20 protein-coding genes are annotated in these 18,831 nt (G+C 37.2%); 10 read left to right on the forward strand and 10 right to left on the reverse strand.

Going from position 1 to position 18,831, the window contains the following annotated elements:
• Positions 1–46 precede the first annotated feature (46 nt).
• From BABA_RS14065 to BABA_RS14085, 5 genes are all read left to right on the forward strand, one after another.
• Entirely contained in the window at positions 47–817 is a 771-nt protein-coding gene (locus BABA_RS14065) for a transporter substrate-binding domain-containing protein (RefSeq protein ID WP_007085864.1), read from the forward strand.
• 53 nt (positions 818–870) lie between these two features.
• On the forward strand, positions 871–1,515 hold the full coding sequence (locus BABA_RS14070; RefSeq protein WP_007085865.1) for an amino acid ABC transporter permease: 645 nt from the start codon (positions 871–873) through the stop codon (positions 1,513–1,515).
• A complete protein-coding gene (locus BABA_RS14075; RefSeq protein ID WP_007085866.1) occupies positions 1,512–2,240 on the forward strand; it encodes an amino acid ABC transporter ATP-binding protein in 729 nt (242 codons plus the stop codon). The genes BABA_RS14070 and BABA_RS14075 overlap by 4 nt, the downstream gene beginning before the upstream one ends.
• A 452-nt stretch (positions 2,241–2,692) precedes the next feature.
• Entirely contained in the window at positions 2,693–4,093 is a 1,401-nt protein-coding gene (locus BABA_RS14080; protein WP_007085867.1) for a purine-cytosine permease family protein, read from the forward strand.
• A 151-nt stretch (positions 4,094–4,244) separates the two neighbouring features.
• Complete coding sequence (locus BABA_RS14085; protein WP_007085868.1) at positions 4,245–5,126, forward strand: DMT family transporter; 882 nt, start codon at positions 4,245–4,247, stop codon at positions 5,124–5,126.
• Positions 5,127–5,193: 67 nt separating this feature from the next.
• On the opposite strand, the gene BABA_RS14090 is transcribed toward BABA_RS14085, so the two are convergent.
• Both BABA_RS14090 and BABA_RS14095 read right to left on the reverse strand, forming a co-directional pair.
• A complete protein-coding gene (locus BABA_RS14090) occupies positions 5,194–6,318 on the reverse strand; it encodes a cupin domain-containing protein (RefSeq protein ID WP_007085869.1) in 1,125 nt (374 codons plus the stop codon).
• A gap of 80 nt (positions 6,319–6,398) precedes the next feature.
• On the reverse strand, positions 6,399–7,349 hold the full coding sequence (locus BABA_RS14095; RefSeq protein ID WP_007085870.1) for a fumarylacetoacetate hydrolase family protein: 951 nt from the start codon (positions 7,347–7,349) through the stop codon (positions 6,399–6,401).
• A 234-nt stretch (positions 7,350–7,583) separates the two neighbouring features.
• Between BABA_RS14095 and BABA_RS14100 the strand changes: the two genes are divergently transcribed.
• Positions 7,584–8,777, forward strand: a complete 1,194-nt coding sequence (locus BABA_RS14100; protein WP_007085871.1) for an FAD-dependent monooxygenase — start codon at positions 7,584–7,586, stop codon at positions 8,775–8,777.
• A 36-nt stretch (positions 8,778–8,813) separates the two neighbouring features.
• Entirely contained in the window at positions 8,814–9,308 is a 495-nt protein-coding gene (locus BABA_RS14105) for a DinB family protein (protein ID WP_007085872.1), read from the forward strand.
• Positions 9,309–9,453: 145 nt separating this feature from the next.
• Here the strand turns inward: BABA_RS14105 and BABA_RS14110 are convergent, their stop codons facing one another.
• Positions 9,454–10,797, reverse strand: a complete 1,344-nt coding sequence (locus BABA_RS14110; protein ID WP_007085873.1) for a C40 family peptidase — start codon at positions 10,795–10,797, stop codon at positions 9,454–9,456.
• 274 nt (positions 10,798–11,071) lie between these two features.
• On the opposite strand from BABA_RS14110, the gene BABA_RS14115 reads away from it, so the two are divergent.
• The 3 genes from BABA_RS14115 (at position 11,072) to BABA_RS14125 (ending at position 13,303) form a co-directional block, all read left to right on the forward strand.
• A complete protein-coding gene (locus BABA_RS14115) occupies positions 11,072–12,106 on the forward strand; it encodes an ABC transporter permease (RefSeq protein WP_007085874.1) in 1,035 nt (344 codons plus the stop codon).
• A 1-nt stretch (position 12,107) separates the two neighbouring features.
• Positions 12,108–12,794, forward strand: a complete 687-nt coding sequence (locus BABA_RS14120; RefSeq protein WP_007085875.1) for an ABC transporter ATP-binding protein — start codon at positions 12,108–12,110, stop codon at positions 12,792–12,794.
• 113 nt (positions 12,795–12,907) lie between these two features.
• A complete protein-coding gene (locus BABA_RS14125) occupies positions 12,908–13,303 on the forward strand; it encodes a VOC family protein (protein WP_007085876.1) in 396 nt (131 codons plus the stop codon).
• A gap of 138 nt (positions 13,304–13,441) precedes the next feature.
• Here BABA_RS14125 and BABA_RS14130 read toward each other — a convergent pair whose 3' ends face one another.
• From BABA_RS14130 to BABA_RS14160, 7 genes are all read right to left on the reverse strand, one after another.
• Positions 13,442–13,705 carry a DUF4176 domain-containing protein gene (locus tag BABA_RS14130; RefSeq protein WP_007085877.1) on the reverse strand — a complete coding sequence of 88 codons (264 nt, stop codon included), beginning with the start codon at positions 13,703–13,705 and terminating at the stop codon, positions 13,442–13,444.
• Positions 13,698–14,375: a hypothetical protein gene (locus tag BABA_RS14135; protein WP_007085878.1), complete on the reverse strand. Its 678-nt coding sequence runs from the start codon at positions 14,373–14,375 to the stop codon at positions 13,698–13,700. Before BABA_RS14135 ends, BABA_RS14130 begins: the two co-directional genes overlap by 8 nt.
• A 15-nt stretch (positions 14,376–14,390) precedes the next feature.
• Positions 14,391–15,143, reverse strand: a complete 753-nt coding sequence (locus tag BABA_RS14140) for a hypothetical protein (protein ID WP_007085879.1) — start codon at positions 15,141–15,143, stop codon at positions 14,391–14,393.
• A gap of 36 nt (positions 15,144–15,179) precedes the next feature.
• The gene (locus BABA_RS27875) at positions 15,180–16,262 is read right to left on the reverse strand and encodes a hypothetical protein (RefSeq protein WP_007085880.1); all 1,083 of its coding nucleotides are present in this window, start codon (positions 16,260–16,262) and stop codon (positions 15,180–15,182) included.
• A 71-nt stretch (positions 16,263–16,333) separates the two neighbouring features.
• Positions 16,334–16,636 (reverse strand): WXG100 family type VII secretion target, encoded by a 303-nt coding sequence (locus BABA_RS14150; protein WP_007085881.1) that lies wholly within the window; start codon positions 16,634–16,636, stop codon positions 16,334–16,336.
• Positions 16,637–16,855: 219 nt separating this feature from the next.
• Positions 16,856–17,032 carry a hypothetical protein gene (locus BABA_RS27705; RefSeq protein ID WP_007085882.1) on the reverse strand — a complete coding sequence of 59 codons (177 nt, stop codon included), beginning with the start codon at positions 17,030–17,032 and terminating at the stop codon, positions 16,856–16,858.
• Between the two features lie 1,428 nt (positions 17,033–18,460).
• Positions 18,461–18,796 carry a L,D-transpeptidase gene (locus BABA_RS14160; protein WP_007085884.1) on the reverse strand — a complete coding sequence of 112 codons (336 nt, stop codon included), beginning with the start codon at positions 18,794–18,796 and terminating at the stop codon, positions 18,461–18,463.
• Positions 18,797–18,831: the final 35 nt, after the last annotated feature.

Genomic DNA, 18,831 nt, shown 5'->3' on the forward strand with positions numbered 1-18,831 from the left:
ATGTTTTTGTTCTATTAAAAATAATCTAAAAATAGGGGTGCCTTGAATGAGAAAATATGGTTTATTTAGTTTGCTTTTAATTCTTACTCTCTTTATCGCAGCTTGCGGAAGCAAGGAAACATCAGGAGAGAAAGCGAATAGTGAAAAGGTGTATAAAGTTGGCGTGGATACCACTTATCCTCCATTTGAATATAAAGATGGAAATGATTATAAAGGTATCGATATTGATTTGATTAATGCAATTGCGAAAAACCAGGACTTTAAAATTGAACTTTCTCCAATGGACTTCGGAGGTATTATTCCAGCCATGCAAGCCAATCAACTTGACGTAGCTATTGCTGGAATGAGTATTACAGATGAAAGAAAGAAAGTAGTAGATTTCTCCACTCCGTATTTTGATGCGGGATTAACAGTCGTTGTTAAAAAAGATAATTCTATTATTAAATCAGTTGATGACCTTAAAGGAAAAACCGTTGCTGTTAAAAAAGGAACAACAGGTGCTAAATATGCAGTAGATAATGCATCAAAATTAGAAATTAAAGTCGTTCAATTTAACGATAGTCCAGCAATGTTCCAAGAAGTTTCAAATGGAAATGCTGATGCTCTTATTGAAGACTACCCTGTTATCTCCTACGCTATTGCCCAAAAGGACCTTGGTTTGAAAATTGTCGGTGACCGATTAAATGGCGATCAATATGGAATTGCTGTATTGAAAGGGCAAAACAAGGATCTATTAGAAAAAATTAATAAAGGCCTTGCTGAACTCAAAAAAGATGGAACATATGATAAAATTGTAAAAACTTATCTAGGTGAATAAATACTGATTGGGCGCGCATAAAGCGCGCTTTCTTTTTGAAAGGGGATGAAACTGTGGACATAATTGTTGCAGCTTTACCAATATTACTAAAAGGATTACAAGTCACACTTTATATATTTATTATTGCCATTATTCTAGGTTTTTTAATTGGTTTACTGATAGCCTTGTTACGGCTTGCGCCAATTAAAATCTTGAATTGGATTGCGAAGGTGTATGTAGATGCAATTCGAGGAACGCCATTTATTGTACAGTTATTTTTTATTTATTTTGGAATAAATTCACTGCAAGTAGTTTCCTTAAACAGTACAACAGCGGGTATAATCACTGTTGCCATCAATGCAGGGGCATATTTTTCCGAGATTATCAGAGCGGGTATTCAATCGATTGATAAAGGACAAACAGAAGCAGCAAGATCGATAGGTTTTACAGGAGCACAAACCATGCGCTACGTGGTCCTGCCGCAAGCTTTTAGAAGAATGCTCCCTACGATTACAAACCAATCCATTATTAGTTTAAAAGACACTTCCCTTTTATCGGTTATTGGTATTGCTGATTTAACACAGCAGGGTCAAATTCAGGCTTCAGCAACCTTTGAAGCATTTAAGATTTGGCTGGTTGTAGGCGTTATTTACTTTATTATCATTTATTTATTGACCGTACTTGCTAATTTCGTAGAAAGGAGGATTCAGCTGCGATGAGCATTATAAGTGTAAAAAACTTAAGAAAATCATTTGGAAATCTAGAGGTTTTAAAAGATATTAATGCAGAAGTGCAAGAAAAAGAAGTAATTTGTGTAATAGGTCCTTCTGGATCAGGGAAGAGTACATTCCTTCGGTGCCTAAATCGCTTGGAAGAAATCTCTGGTGGTCAAGTAGTGATTAACGGACATAATATAACTGACACCAAAATTAATATAAATAAGGTTAGACAAGATGTTGGAATGGTATTTCAACAATTTAATCTGTTCCCTCATAAAACCGTTTTAGAAAATATCACTTTAGGACCGATTAAAATTCTATCTAATGATAAAACAGTGGCAGAAAAAACTGCCCTTGAGTTACTAGATAAGGTTGGTCTCAGAGAGAAAGCAAATAGCTATCCGGGTGAATTATCTGGAGGACAAAAACAGCGGGTTGCTATAGCAAGAGCACTGGCAATGAATCCAAAAATCATGCTATTCGACGAACCGACTTCTGCACTTGACCCAGAAATGGTCGGAGATGTTTTAGAGGTCATGAAGCAGCTTGCAAAAGAAGGCATGACGATGGTAGTTGTTACACATGAAATGGGATTTGCTCGAGAAGTTGGAGATCGTGTTATTTTCATGGATGGAGGGTATATTGTAGAAGAAAATGAACCCAATCAGTTATTCGGTAACCCACAGCATGAGAGAACTAAGGCTTTCTTAAGTAAGGTGCTTTAAACAAAGATAGCAGGGTTATTTTAAAGGGGAACCTTAAAAGTGGAAAAACTTTTGAGGTTCTTTTTTTTTAGCTGTGTTAAAGGTTATTATTGGACTCCTGTAATGAAATTATCCAGATATAAAGGGGGACGTTACTGTTATTTGATTATGTAAACTGATTGTGATATACTAATGATACATTAAAGCTTACGTATTCTTTTTTTTAATTAAATTATCCTCCGGTTTATCCTTTTTTTTTGAAGTTTGCAGTTTATTCTCTCCGTATAGTATAACTTAGATCTGATAAAACGATCGAATGATTCAATAATAGTGAGTTTGAATCAATGAACATAATCCTAATTACTGTATATCGATATTTCATGATATTGTTGAATTTCTGCAACAACATTGTGAATTCGTCATAAAAAATAAAACAACATGTGAAATCATTCACAAATGAAAGGAATGATAAAATGAGAACTGGACAAAAAGCAGATCTCAAAGCAAAAGAAGTGATGAAGGATGATTATTCATACGATAGGGTACCAACAGAAAAAAGGAATATGGGCTGGTTTAGTATTACAAATATTACTTTTGGAATTGCAACGGCTATTTTTTACTTTCAAATGGGAAGTGTAATGGCACTTCAATTCGGGGCTGTTAATGCAATTATTTCAGCTATTTATGCAATCATTGTTGCTGGGATCCTTGGAACAATCATTGCCTATTTGTCGGCTAAATCTGGTATGAACGTAAATTTATTATCTAGAGGAGGATTTGGGTATATAGGCGCATCATTAACCTCGTTCATTTATGCATCAAACTTTATCATGTACTGTGCATTTGAAGGCATGATATTAGTTGCTGCTATACATGCATTTTTCCCCATCATTCCAGTATGGCTTTTAATAATCATCTTTGGTTCAATTGTTATCCCTTTAAATTGGTTTGGTATAAAACAATTGGATAAATTGCAAAAATGGTCATTGCCAATATTCGGTGTTTTTTTAATCACAACTATTATAGTCGCATTCAATAAAACTTCACTTTACGAAGGAAGCTTTTGGACGTATTTGCCCGAGGGAGTTCAAACAGGCGGGACAGCTTTACTGCTCTGTATAGGGATGCAGCATGGCATAATGGGCTTAACAGCGCTTCTTGCTTCAGATTATGCACGTTTTCTTAAACCAAAGGACATTAAAATAGGGTCATTCATGATCGGATTTGTCCCACAAATTTTCTGCTTTGGGGTCATGGGAGGTCTTGGTATATGGTTTGGAGTTCGTTTAGGAGAATCCAACCCGGGTGTTTACATTGTATCGCTCCTTGGCCTCGGAGGTGTTCTATTTACCTTGTTAACTCAAATAAGAATTAACATTACCAATATATATAGTGCTTCTCTTTCGCTTTCTAATTTTTTTGAGAATGTTTTTAAATTTAAGCCAGGTAGACGATTTTGGATTGTTGTAGCAGGGGTAATATCTATGGCCTTGATGCTTGGCGGGATATTGGATCATTTAGATACTGCCATGACATTCCAAGGGGTTTTTCTTTTGACATGGGCTGGTATATTGGTAACTGATGCCTTAGTAGTGAAAAAGATATTGAAAATTGGCCCTGGATATTATGAGGCAAGGCAGGAGAAATTGTATAAATGGAATCCTGTTGGGGTCGTACCGTTAATTGCAGCAAGTGTTTTAGGTACAATCGCTGCATTAGGATACATGGGTACGTTCTTACAAAGTACTGCTGCTTTTTTTGCCGCAATTCTAGCTTCCATCCTTACAGTCGTTTTTGCTGTTTTCACAAAAGGAAAATATTACAGTATGTCTAAAGCTGATGATGTAGAAGAAGAAGAAACCATTGCATCGTAGGTTTTTTAAAAAGCTGGCTCTTTAATATGGTCCGTCTGCGGCCTTAAGGAGCTGGCTTTTTTACAGCTTTTTTTAATCAAAAAAGTATATGTAACACCCTATTAAGTTTACAATAGGACAGTTGGTATTATGGAATTGGACTGGTGGTAAAATGTTAAAGGCTTATATTTGGCTGACTCTTTGTGTAGTAGTATGGGGAAGTAATTTTGTATTTGGAAAGATTTTGGTTGGGAGTTTTTCTCCAGCATTGTTAACTATGCTAAGGCTATTGTTTATTTTTCTTTTTTTAATTGGATTATCCTCATACAAAAAACACTATAGACCTGTAAATAAATCGGATCTTCTTGCCGTTATTTTTCTGGGCGTTTTTGGTGTATTTATTAACCAATGGTCCTTCTTTAAGGGATTACAAACAGCTGATCCAACAACTTCTGCCTTAATATTAGCAACGACACCTATTCTAACGAGCTTTTTAGCCGCTATTTTTTTGAAGGAAAAATTAACTATTCGTATGTTTTTAGGATCTATTGTTGCAATTATAGGGATTTTTTTTGTTGTAACAAAAGGTACCTTAACATCTATACAAATCGATAAAGGTCTATTGTGGATTGTTGTAACGATGATAACATTTGCGATGATGATTATCATAACTAGGCTACTCTCAAAAAGAATGGACCCACTTACGATTACCTTGTATTCGAATATAGTTGGATTGATTGTATCGATTCCGTTTTTTTCCTTATTAGATAGACCTTTGAGAATAAGCACGAATATGTTTGATTGGGGTTTGTTGATTGGAACAGCAGTGATTGTACATGGTATAGCTACACTTATTTGGAATAAAAACATAAGGTATGTAGACGCTTCGAAGGCTTCCATTTTATCAAATTTAGAACCTTTTGTAGCAATGATCATGGGGCTAGTTTTGTTATCCAAACCAATAATAGGTGTGGAACTATTAGGTTCATTCTTTATAGTGGGAGGGGTCGTAATATCAACGTATCAGGGAAAAAGAAAAAAGCTTGGTATGTGACCAAGCGCATTAGATAGTAAATCTCTAGATCTTCCCTTATTTAACATTGAAAAAAATGCCTAATCTATTAACGGAAGTCCGCTTTAAATTCACCTGTAACTTTTTGGTGTCCGTTATTTTCTTCAAATGATTGCTCTTGTTCTAAGTCGAAACGATCCATAATTGGTAAATCGTTTACTGAGAATAGGTAAGAGTCTTCTGATGCAAAGTGTTCATACCAAGCCCAGTTTGGAACAACGAAGTAATCGCCTTTTTTCCAATCAAAGCGAATGCCATTAATGACTGTGTGACCTGAACCTTTGTGTACCTGGTAAACGGTTGAGTGTGTATGGCGTAATGCCTTTGTTTTGAAACCATGTGGTAAATGCTGCATTCTAGTGCCAAGCGTCGGGTTAGCCGATTTGCCTGTAGATGGGTTAATGTACTCTACTGCATATCCATGGTGTGGATTTGGATCGAATTCCATCAAGCCTTTAATTCCTTCAACGGTGCGATCCCATTTATAATTGGCTAGTGGAGCAACAGTGAACTTATCATCACCTACAGGGCGAACCATGCCACCGCGATAACGTATTTCTGAAAAGTTATCTGGGATATCCGGTTGTTGTAAACCATCTTCATACGGTTCAAAGAAAGTACCGCCGATTGCGTAAATGGTAGGAATATCTAAAGCGTCCATCCAATACATAGGCTCTGTACCTAAATGTGCATGCCCATGCCATAAGCCCTTTGGAGTAATTAAAAAGTCGCCCTCTTCCATGAAGATACGCTCACCCTGTACAATCGTGTAAGCACCCGAACCTTCAGAAATGAAGCGCAATGCACTTTGTGAGTGACGGTGGGATGGCGCTTTTTCACCAGGCAATAACATTTGTACAGCAGCATAAATCGTTTGAGTAGTAGATCCCCATCCCCAAGGTTCACGATAGGTTAAGCCAGGATTTTGGAAATAAATTGCACGACGTTCGCCACCGCGTTCTGGTGTGAAGATTTGGGCGGCTTCAGCCATTTTCTTTTTGATTAATTCATCACTCCAAAGATATGCTTGTGCTTGCGGCTTTGGCGTTTTGTGCATAATTGCAGGAATTGCTTCCCAAAGAGGTCCTAAGTTATATTGTTGAATATCTCTTGTGTAATCGGTTACAACTGAGCTTTTCATAAACTCTTGAACTTCTGGATTTACTTCAGCCATTTCACATTCTCCTCTACTATTCAAATTTTAAAGGGGAAAAGGGGGAGCGTATTTGCTACTTGACCCCTTGCATCTCCTAATCAAACAGTGGCTACCACTTCTGTTGCCTTTACTTTATTCTCAAGAACACCAATTTGGTCAATTTCAATACGAACTACGTCTCCGTCTTTTAAAAATCTTGGTGGATTCATAGCAACCCCAACACCTCCAGGAGTTCCTGTTAATACAACATCACCCGGCTCTAACGTCATCAAATTTGATAAGAAAGCTACTAATTTCTGAACCGTAAATACTAGATTGGCAGTATTCGTTTTTTGACGGATCTCCCCATTTACTTTTAGGACTACATCTAAGCCAGATGGATTTTGTATTTCATCGGAAGTTACCAAATATGGTCCCATTGGTGCACTGCCTTCGACTGTTTTTCCTTGTAACCATTGAAGAGTGCGCCGTTGAATATCACGATAGGTTACGTCATTTGTAATCGTATAACCTGCAACATAGTCTAAGGCATCTTCTTCGGAAACATTACGTGCTTGTTTGCCAACAACAAAAGTAAACTCTGCTTCATAATCAAGTTGATCTGAAATTGGATAGTGTGGAATATCGTCCTCTGGCCCTAGAATGGTATTAGCAAATTTTGCAAAAATAACTGGGTTCGGCGGGATTTCACGACCCATTTCTAAAATATGCTCACGATAGTTGTGACCAACACAAATAATTTTGCCTGGACGCCCGACAGGTGCCTCTACCTTAACTTCCTCGAGAGTGTAAATCACTTTTTTATCAAAGCTTTCAGGATTAGCTAAAATGAAATCGATTGCATTTTGCGCGAGAATCAGCGATTCTTTACCACCTTGATATAACTCATCTGTATTATCTGGCACATATGCTTTTGCGATTGCTTCGAAACGGTATTTTCCTTCTGTTTTTAACTGTGCTTGGTAAGCAAAGTTTAAGTCGATTACTTTGTTATCAACAATTGCCCCTGCACGTGTATACCCAGCGACAGTAAAATTAATAAGTTTCATTGTTGCCCTCCTCTTTTTCACTAATTATGGAATCAGTTCACTATTTATAAAAATATTAATTGATTTTTAAAAGATTGTCAATATTATCTGTTTTCAAAAAAATGGTCACCTCGATATTTCTGAATTTTAAAACTTCCGTATTGACGAATTGGTGAAAGATGGTTTAAAGTTTACTTATTGGGAACTTTGTTCACTATTTATGGAAGATAGAAACTTGATTGGAGGGGATTTTCAATGACAAATGTAAGCGATATTATTATAGTAGGTGGAGGGATCGGTGGTTTAGCAGCTGCTCTATCCATCCAAGAAACTGGTAAATCGGTAGCAGTTTTTGAACAAGCACCTGAATTTGGTGAAGTAGGTGCAGGGATCCAGTTAGCACCAAATGCATTAGAAGTATTAGACCGTTTAGGTGTTAAGGAAGAAATTTTAAAGCATGCGGTATTACCAAAACGTCTTGTACTAAAAGATGTTTATTCTGCAAAAGAATTTGCAACTCTTGATTTAGGGGAAGGTTTTCAAAAGGAATTCGGTCAGCCCTATATCGTATTGCATCGCTCTGACTTACACAGAGTTCTTTATGAAGCATGCAAAAAACGCAGTAATATCAAATTCTTTACAAACCAAACGATTCAAACAGCGGAACAAAAGGGTGATACTGTAACAATTGTCAACCAAAATGGTGAAACATTTACTGCAGAAGCAGTTATTGGTGCGGATGGGGTAAAATCAAACATGCGTAAGCAACTAGTTGATGATAAACCAGTAAACTCTGCGTATGTAGCCTATCGTGGAACGATTCCAATCGAAGAAGTGTCAACAAACGCAAACTTAGATTTAGATGATGTAATCATGTGGATTGGGCCAAACCTGCACATGGTACAATACCCAGTTCGCCGCGGAGAGCTCTATAACCAAGTAGTTGTATTTAAATCATATGACGCTACAGTAGAAGACTGGGGAACTCCAGAAGAAATGGCGCGTCGTTTTGAAAATTGCCATCCAAAAGTTGAGAACGCTTTAACTTACATTAACCGTCAATTCCGTTGGCAAATGTATGACCGTGAGCCAATCGACAATTGGACAAATGGCAACATTACGCTATTAGGAGATTCTGGTCATGCTATGCTTCAATATTTAGCTCAAGGGGCCGTTCAAGCCCTTGAAGATGCGTTTGTATTAGGTGAGAAATTAAAAGAACATAATTCCTATGAAGAGGCATTTGAAGCATACCAAGAAATGCGAATTCCACGTTCTGCAATGGTTCAAGGATCAGCTCGCAGATGGGGAGAAATTATTCACGCGGAGGATCCAACTGCACTTGCCCTTCGTAACTTTATTTTCGAACATCACCAACCAACTGATTACAATGTTGTTGATTTCTTATATGGCTATTTCAATAAAAATTTCCAACGTGTAGATTGCTAATAGTTCACCATAAGTGAATTGAAGGGGGAGAATTCTATGACAACAGCAGTACTGAATGAAAAATTGGAATTGTTTAAAAAGAGTATAGATGATATTGTAGCGATTTTGAAAAATACTGAAGAGGCAACGCTTTATGTGAAACCTTCTGAAAAAGAATGGTCAACAATGCAAATTGTTTCTCATATATTAGAAGCTGTAGATTTTTGGGTTGCAGATTTGGAAGCGTTGCTAGTTGTTCCAGGGGCAAAATGGGGACGGAATCATGAACATGTGCGTCGGTTAGCTGCAGTAAATGAAGACGTTGTCTCCCGTTTTAATAAAGATGATGCTATAGCTGCACTACAAAACTTAGTCCCAAAAGTAGAGGCAGCACTTATAAAAGTGAAAGAAGAGGATTTAGTAAAAATAGCTCCAAGTTATAATCCAAACTTTGATGGAAAACCGTTATCATTTTTAGTCGATCATTTAATCGTTCAGCACGTAGTGGGTCATTACGGGCAAATTGAACGTCATTTAAAAAAAGTTCAATAAACTCTAATATTATAAATAAGTGTCTATCACTGGCCGGAACTTGTCAGAATTCATGCAACAATATTCGGGTGGTGACAGTCACTTTTATTTATAAAAGAAGCATTCGCTGGAATTGTCCGCGAATGCTTCTTTTTGTGTGTAAAGGTTAGAGTACACGACTTGCTGTCACATAGTTTTGTTTAGCCCAGATAGAATCAAGGTTATCCTTTACAACAGATCCTTTTGTTGATAAATAGATAAACTGATTGTCGCCAATGTAAATGGCTGGTTGTGTAATGTTTGTACCCTTGTTGTCAGTTGAAAAGAATAGAAGATCGCCTTTTTGCAAATCTGCCTTTTGAACGGCTTGTCCCTCCAAGGACTGACGGCTTGCCAATTTAGAATTTAAGTCAACGCCAAAATTTTTATATACATAATACGTAAACCCTGCTCCGGTAAACTCCAGGGTATTCTCATCGTAAGAGTTGTATCTAAAGCTTGCTTTGCCAATTAAATTTGAAGCAAAATCAACAAGTTGATCCGCCTTTGTTACGGCGGGTTTTTCAATTAAGGAATTTTCTGTAAAAACTCGTTTCGCTGTAATATAGTGAGTTTCATAATAATCAACGAAAAGAACCCTTGTTGATATCCCGCTTGAAGATGGAACAATGATTCGATGATCACCCGCATAAACTGCGGCGATGGTAGGCGTACTTGAACCTGTAACACTATTAAAGAACACTAGGTCACCTTTCTTTAAATCTGAGCGTGATACGGTTGTGCCTTGTTTCATTAACTCTTTTAAATTCGTCTGATTTAAATGAACACCATTTTTCTCATAGACGTAATTAACAAATCCAGAGCCTGTAAAGGTTAAGGACTTTTCATCATTTACTTTTCCTATCGTCACCTGTTTCATAAGATTATATGAATCTTCTACAATAGTATCCCCTTTTGTAGCTGGATTGGATGGAAGTAACGTCGGCAGCACTCTTCGGGCTGACATATAGTTTTCTGTATAATATGGCTTGGAATCCATGTCCGCTATGATAATATTTTGCTTCGGATCCGCCATGTGAATAACTTTATTATCACCGATATACATGGCTACATGGTTGGGAACAGTGCTTGTCGGGCTGCTTCTAAAGAAAACTAAATCCCCTTTTTGCAATTGATTTCTTGGAACATATGTCCCTTGCTGAATCATATAATCTTCATTATATGTTGCTAGATCCACACCGGCTTTTTCAAATATGTACATAAGAAATGTTGCACATGAAAATTTATATGGATATGTCGGTTTATACTCTGAATTACTATATGTTGCCTTTCCTATTAAACTAGTGCCCAATTGAATTAATTCATCGGCCTTCGCGTTGACGGACGCTTGATTATTCTGAGCATTCAATACTGCCGCTGATGCATGCACTTGATTTAAAGAAATCGGAGCTCCAAGAGTACCAAAACCCAGAGCGAAAACTAATGAAGTAGTAACTAACGTTTTTTTCATTGGTAGCCTCCTAATGTTTTATTATTCTTTTGATTTTACCATATAAAATTGAATGCCTTTTGAGGGAAAACCTCCCAGATGTTTTTTGGGGTTTGCCAAACCGCGTCCTAGATGGACTAATTGCCGTTTTTAACAATTTAGTTACATTAGAGACGGCTATTTTAATTTTCTGACAATGAGGCGTTATACAAGAATAAATGTAATAGCCTGTTCATCTTCCATTCATACAAAGATTATAAACTAAGGGTGTCAAAAAGAGATGGAGGGAATAAAGATGAACATCGCGTGGAAAGAAATGAAGAAAAATAAAATGAGGTTTACCATTTTAGGTTCAATCGTTTTTCTCGTTAGTTTATTAACGTTCATTATATCCGGTTTAGCAAATGGATTATCGCAAGACAATGCAGCCTTAATTAAAGATTTACCAAACGGACTTTTTCTTATGACCAAAGATGCGGCTGAAACCTATAATCTCTCAAGAATAGATAAAAGTACTCAAGATAAAATGTTGGAAAAACAGAAAGATGCTACAGCATTTTCTATTCAAATGGGTTTTTTAAATGATCGTGCGGGGAAGCAACGTAGCGTTGCCTTTGTAACATCAACTGATTCGAAATATTTTCAACATGTTCAAAAAGGGGAAGTTGTACTGGATCGTTCTATGGAGGATGAGGGGATAAAAATAGGTGATACTTTAACGAATAATCAACACAGTGGCAAGTTTATTGTAAAAGGTTTTGTAGATCAAAGTAAATACAGCCATGCCCCTGTCGCTTATATCAGCAATGAAGACTATAAAGAAATTTACCGGGTCAACGAAATGCAATTGATTTTCGTGCCAGGTGGTGATTCTACACAGGTATCAGCAGGTTTACAATCCTTTTCAAAAAAGGAGTTCCTTAATACCATTTCAAGTTATAAGGCAGAACAGATGTCTTTAAATATGATTGTTTGGTTTTTAGTTGTCATCAGCGGCATGTTGTTTGCAATCTTTTTCTACATGATGAACGTTCAAAAAATGGGTCTATACGGAATTCTAAAAGCAATTGGTGTTAAAACAAGTGCCTTATTCAAAATGATGTGGACACAGATGGTTTTTATTACGGTCATTGCACTTGGTCTATCAGTTCTGCTTAGCCAAGGTTTTAATATGATAGCACCCAAAGGAATGCCTTTTAGTTTAACATCCGAGACAACCGTACAATTATCCATTGTCTTCTTAATCATTGGATTTATTGGGGCTACGCTTTCAGGTATCCAAATTAAAAAAGTTGAACCATTACAAGCGATCCAACAAGGAGAGGTTTAATATGACAATATTTACAATAGATGATGTGAGAAAAACCTTTACGAACGGTGATATAAAAGAGGAAATACTAAAAGGAATTAATCTTTCTCTTCAAGAGGGAGAAGTAACAGCATTAGTGGGTGCCTCTGGTTCTGGTAAAAGTACACTCCTCACCATAGCTGCAGGACTTCAGCCCGCATCAAATGGGCAAGTAATATTCGATGGGAATAATATGACTGCTATGAATTCTGAACAAGTGCGAAAAATACGGGCAAGTCAATTTGGTTTTGTCTTTCAATTTGCACATCTCGTTCCTTTTCTTACAGTAGAAGAGCAGCTCGTGTTAATGCTGGACGTATCTGAATCTAAAAGTAAGAAACGTGAACAAAAAAGGGAAATTGATAAAATATTGAACTTAGTTGGAATGGATCATCGGAAAAAGGCCTATCCTTCCTCGTTATCCGGCGGGGAAAAACAGCGGGTTGCCATTGCTCGTGCTATGATCCACCAACCGAAAGTTCTCTTTGCGGATGAACCAACTGCAAGTTTAGATTCAAAGAGGTCTAAAGATGTTATGGTGTTAATCCGAGATTTAACTAAAACATTGAACATTACTACCCTAATGGTCACCCATGATGAGGAAATGCTTTCCTACGCCGACCATATCGTTAAAATGAGCGATGGAATGATTTTACAAGGTGAAAATTAACATTTATCGAAGTAGAAAATTTAAAGTAGAAGATTTTCCATTTGCTCTGCTGGAAGAGAATATACTAGATAATTTATGGAAATAGCTATTCTATGGAAATTTAGGAGGTAATCATGGGAAGATTAGTTCATTTTGAAATTCATGTAAGTGACATGGAACGAGCCAAGAAATTTTATGGAGAGGTATTTGGATGGTCATTCCAAGATTGGAGTGAGTATGCAGGAATGCCTTACTTTGGAGCAGTGACCGGTGATGAAAGTGAACTTGGAATTAATGGTGCATTGATGCAGCGTCAAAGTGCTCCGCCGGAATCAAACCAGGCTTTAAATGGATTTGCATGTACAATGGGAGTGGAAAACTACGGTGTAACGGAAGCTAAAATTATGAAGAATGGCGGCAAGGTCGCAATGGCCAAATATGCTCTACCTGGAATGGCGTGGCAAGGGTACTATATGGATACAGAAGGCAACCTTTTCGGAATTCATCAGCCAGACGCGAACGCAAAATAGTATGAAATCAAAACCCCATAAATAGGACATCACGGGAAAGAGTTGCATAAAGGATAAAGAAAGGCTGACCTGTCTAAAAAACAGGGCAGCCTTAGATAAATATTCAAGACCATCCTAGCCGAATTTTACCAAGAACTATTAAACTGGTTTTTCAGCCAAGTTCTCCTTTAAAAATTCAAACTCCTCCTCATCCTGGTAACCTATAAAATAGATTTTCTCTATTTGGTCATGATTAAATAAATACATGTATTGTTCGTTAATGTTACCTTCAGGGTAAAGGCATGCAATGTAATCCCAAATTTTTTTTGTATTTAACTCCTGTTGCCTGCGGCCATATATCATGACTCTTTTAGTACCGCCTTCCAGCAGGACAACCGAACCGATCGGTAAATATTTATCCATTCCTTTTCGCTCCTTTACTCTTTGCTCGACCTGTTAAAATGAGGATCGCAATGGCGATATATCCGAATCCGACGGAACTAATCAAAATTTCATAGGAAGGTTTCACTGTCACAGGATTATTGAAGACATGATTCAAAATTTGCATCATGATTGCATAGCCAAGTAGGACTATAGCAATACCGAGTATGCTGGCCCAAACATATGCTTTTGTTGTGATTATTTTCCAATTTAACACTTTGGGTGATGATAGGATAAGAATGAGCCCTGCTGAAATGATGATGATGACAAAATACGTCAATAATGAAAAGGAGAAGTAATGTATACTTTCGATAATAGTTCCTTCTACGACAGCGGCATCATACAGGACATTGGAAGTTAAGAATAGCAAAGTGCTGACGAGCAGGCAATAAACACCACTGAATAGACCTACTGCTTTTTTTAGGTTTTTACTCCTTCGCAACCATAATCCATAAATAAAAAGGCCTGCGCTTATAAACATCACGAAATAAACAAACAAAAGTAAAAACTGATTTTGAATAACATTTGAAAATTGATAGCAGACCAAGGTAGAAAAAGCCGTAACGGCAAAGAAAAACATGTTTATGAAAAGCACATTTTTCTTTAATCCCTCCTGTTGGACATCAGAAGTTTTTGAGTGTTTTGTTTTCATCAAGTTTCTCTCTTTCTAAAAATCTAGTATTGTATTGGTTAATTCACTGGGTGAACATTTTAGCAGTGTCGTTATGTCTTTTTCTTCGGTGTGGATTATTTTAACCAGCTTAAGGATACCAGATTCATTTGCGATCCTTGTCGTGATCGTGCCAGGCTCGTTAATTCTCTCTGTTAGAATCAATTGACATTCCGGGAGATGAAGCGCATGTAATATAGAAATACAAACATCAGCATTTACCAAGCTTTGGTTGCAAAAGGTGTTAATTTTACCCACTTCCCCCTGAGTATACCAACTAAGCAGCTCATCAAATTGACTGGTTTGGAGTTGGAATGAAAAGCGTTCAACAGCGTTTGAAAAAGCGGTCTCCTTACTATTTACCATTGCTAAAAAGGTTTGTATAAAATCTTCCTCATGTTCAAAGTGCTCCAGGGTAAACCCAATATCCGTCTTTCTTAAAAGTCCCCGATCCGCGTCCTGCAAATAGAAGACAGAATGAATCTCTGTCTCCTCGACAAGTGAAATGATCATATCGGCTCCAAAAACGCATAATAAAGCTTCTATGAGACGATCATCCAATGTCACATTTCCCGTATCATCTGTATGTAAGAGTCCGGAAGAACGAAAATTTTCGATAAAAAGCTGCCATTCTTTCTGAATCTGTACCTTTGTCCATCCATCAAAGGGGTCTTCAACGATTAAGGGTAATGGATGGTGAAAAAGAAAACTTAGAAAGCCTAGATCTTTGTTGGAAAAATAATACTTCATTCTTTTCCCTCCCGTAGTGATGGTTGCTATTCCCTATTATCCTGCACCCGTTACCGGCTTAGGTTTATCCTTAAATAGATTTCCGAACCACCTTGATGCTCCTTTGGCTGCATTTCCAACGGCATCAACCCCGATTTCAACGCCATCCCCAATGACATCCAGCGTTGATTTTTTTTGTTTTCCGGATCCCCATATTTTTAAATTTACGCCCTTGTCCATAAAGTAGGAGCCTACTGCTGCAACTCCGGCACCAACGACAGCACCAACTGCCGTTCCCACTCCTGGTGCAATAATTGTCCCAACGGCAGCCCCGAGTTTTGCTCCTACAACCGCGACAGCGGCTACTTCTGCACCCTTCACCCCGGCGTTGATCACCTTCCGTTTTGTTGAAACATTATCATTAGTTGTGAGTTCTTTATACACTTGAGCAGCACCGGTGATTAATGCTCCCGCCGCTCCGACTTTCCCTGCGATTTTTAAGCCATTATCAATATTTACTAGTTTTGACACATTAGGATATCTGCCGTTTTTTACATTTTCTATTGTGTATCTTCTCGCTAACCCTTCGCCGCCTTTATAGAATTCACTATTCAAAACCTTGAGGTATCTGCCATCTTTTAAAAACTTTGGCATCTTGTAATATTTTGAGACTAAGGAAGCGGAGAAGCCTCCTAAGAGCAGCTCGCTGGCAAGTCCGCCTTCATCATTCGTAAGGGCTTCAACAATTCTGTTACGCCATTTTTTCCATTGACTATCATCCTTGGAAGCATGTTTCTGCCCGGCAGCAGCAGCCCCTGCCATTTGTTTTTCAATATTTATACTATTGATCCCAAGCAAAGCTGCAGCCCTGCCATCTACTTTTCTTTCAGCTGAAGTGTATTGGTTAATAGATTCTTCCATGAAAGCTTTCAATTTGTTTAACTGGCTTTCTGCGTTGTGAATATCCTGAGCAATTGTATTCAGTTTTTGCCCTATGGATCTTCTGGACAGGATTTTACTACTGATTTGATTCCTTATGGAGGACACACTTTGTTTAACATCTGAAACTCTTGATTTATCTCTCTCTAAATTGCTTTGATAACTTTTTATTGTACTTAGGTTTATTTTGATTTGATCCAAAGAATTCCCCCCTTTAAATAGTATTTTGTGGTAACGATAAATTTTGCACCATTCCGTCCGGCATATTCCTCTTATTGCGATTTTGCAGCAGCTGCATCCGCAGCCGCCTTTTCTTTCTCTATTTCTTCATTTCTAATTTCGTGAGCAGTGAGGACAATATCTTCGCCAATTTCATCAAGCTTTTGGGAAAGCGTATAAAACTTCCTGCTAAGATGATCAATTGCGTCATTTATGTACATTACTTCTGTTGCCTGCCAATGAGCAGCTATATTTCCTTTATATTTTTCCATGCTATTTTTTAAATCCCGCAATGTATCAGCATCTTGGCTTAACCTTCTGGCATGTGAGATAGCCTGGTCAACATCAAATTTCATATGGGCACCTCTCTACTTATTAAAAAAAACATCATTACGTAATTATAAAAGTTATTTTCCACCGGCTAATAAGCAAGTGGAAATGAATAAGACAACATTTCAAATTTCATTGATGGTAAAAGGTGGAACTATCAAGATTATAAAAAAAGTATAACCTTTTGTCACGGGGTCATTAATAAAATGGTGCTTTAGGAGGAGTATTGAGAAGGTGGAAACCCTTTACTTACTTTTATCCGTATTCATTAACGTAATCACATGCTCCTTGGGGCTCCAGCAATTAAATTTATAGTTCGTTTTTGTTTCAAAACCTAATCGGCTGCAATGATATTTCATTCTTTCAGCTTTTTTCTCTACTTTAAAATGCCGGCATGTCGCACAGCAATGGAAATCTTTCATATTTAGATGCCCCTTTTTCTCACAATCTTTCTTTGCATTTTAACACAAATATCCAATGCTTTGGCAAAATCTATGAAAATCGGAGCATGCCGTCCTCAAAATTTTAAATTGGTTTTGTGAGGAAAAGGTCGAGCGAATTTCGACATTCATTTTTATAATTTCCTGGGAAAAATCAAATGGTAGAAGGATTTTCCTTGTTTTTAATCAAATGTTTAATGGAAAGGGAAATAAAGATGTTCTTGTCGAAGAGTGAAGAATTAGCCAAGAGGAGCTGCTATTCGCCATGATTTTCGAATGAAAGGAACAAATTCAATCCTTTTTTCGACATCATTTTCTTGTGCTTAATGAGATGATCCCTTTATTCGTAAGCATAGCTAACGTTTTAATCAAACATTTGATTAGTTTATTTTTTATTAACCAATCGTTTGATTGAAAATGTGAATAACATTAGTATAACGGGCTTTTTTTACTAAAACAGCTGAGAAATTTGTTGGAAAATGGCTGTAATAAAAATCAAGAGTTTAGAAGAAGGATGTGCGGCGGAGATTTGGCCAACTGTGACGTAGTCTGCACATAGTTTGATTGATATTTTCATGAATTTCTTGTTCTGTAAATAAGTGAGTCCTAGCTTAATAATGATAATAAAAGACTTTTCAATGGTAAGAAAATGTCTTTTGTCTTTAAAAAGGGCTCTTAAAGACATTTCCGGCGAAAGGAACATGCATTTTGTCTTTAATAAGGGGTCTTAAAGACATTTCCAGCGAAAGGAACATGCATTTTGTCTTTAATAAGGGGTCTTAAAGACACTTCCAGCGAAAGGAATATGCATTTTGTCTTTAATAAGGGGTCTTAAAGACATTTCTAGCGAAAGGAACATATATTTTGTCTTTAATTCTTATTCCAACAGCCTTTTCGTCTTTTCCTCCAACTGTGTCGTAAAAAGTTCTAGAATTATTCTACTTGGAGGTTACCTTAGATTTTGGGTCCAAACGTTGATGTTGAAGGGTTCTAATGGAAAAAACTACGTGAATTTGGATAAAAATGTCCAATAAAAGCCTTCTACATAGTAGTTTCCTGGATATTAATTAGGAATTTTCAGATCTTAAGTGATCTCTATTACACAGTTTCCTCCAAGTGTGAAAAACTCGCCTTTGATGACTTGATGAAGACCATTTTGCTCAGGATTTTTGGAGCTTTATCCTTCATCGGCTTGATGAAGACCATTTTGCTGGCATTCACAAAGTGTTTTGGTCTTCACAAGTATAATGAAGACCATTTTGTCGACGTTCGCTGAGTATTTTGGTCTTCATAAGCATGATGAAGACCATTTTACCGGTATTCGCTGAGTGTCTTGGTCTTCATCGGTATGATTGAACGTTACTTCGCAATATCCTCCAACTATGTAGATAGTAAGCGGGATATACAGAGTCATTTATGAATAACAACATGAGTGCCAATTGAAACTCTAGATGATAAATCTAGAACATCATGGTTAAACATTCTAATACATCCATGTGAGACATTCTTACCGATGGAAGCAGGGTTATTGGTTCCGTGGATTCCGTAATGCGGTTTAGACAAGCCCATCCATAGCACTCCAAAAGGGCCGCCTGGATTACGTTGTTTATTGATGATTGTGTAAGTCCCAGGAGGTGAGGGGGTCAATATTTTTCCAACAGCAATAGGATAAGTTTTTATAAGCCTATTTCCATCAAACAGTTTTAATTGATGCTTCGCTGTTGATACGTTAATCCATTTCGCCATGAAAAACAACTCCCATTTTTTTGAATAGTGTATGA

Origin of the sequence: Neobacillus bataviensis LMG 21833, from assembly GCF_000307875.1 — a bacterium.
In the GTDB taxonomy this organism is placed as follows: Bacteria; Bacillota; Bacilli; order Bacillales; family Cytobacillaceae; genus Neobacillus; species Neobacillus bataviensis.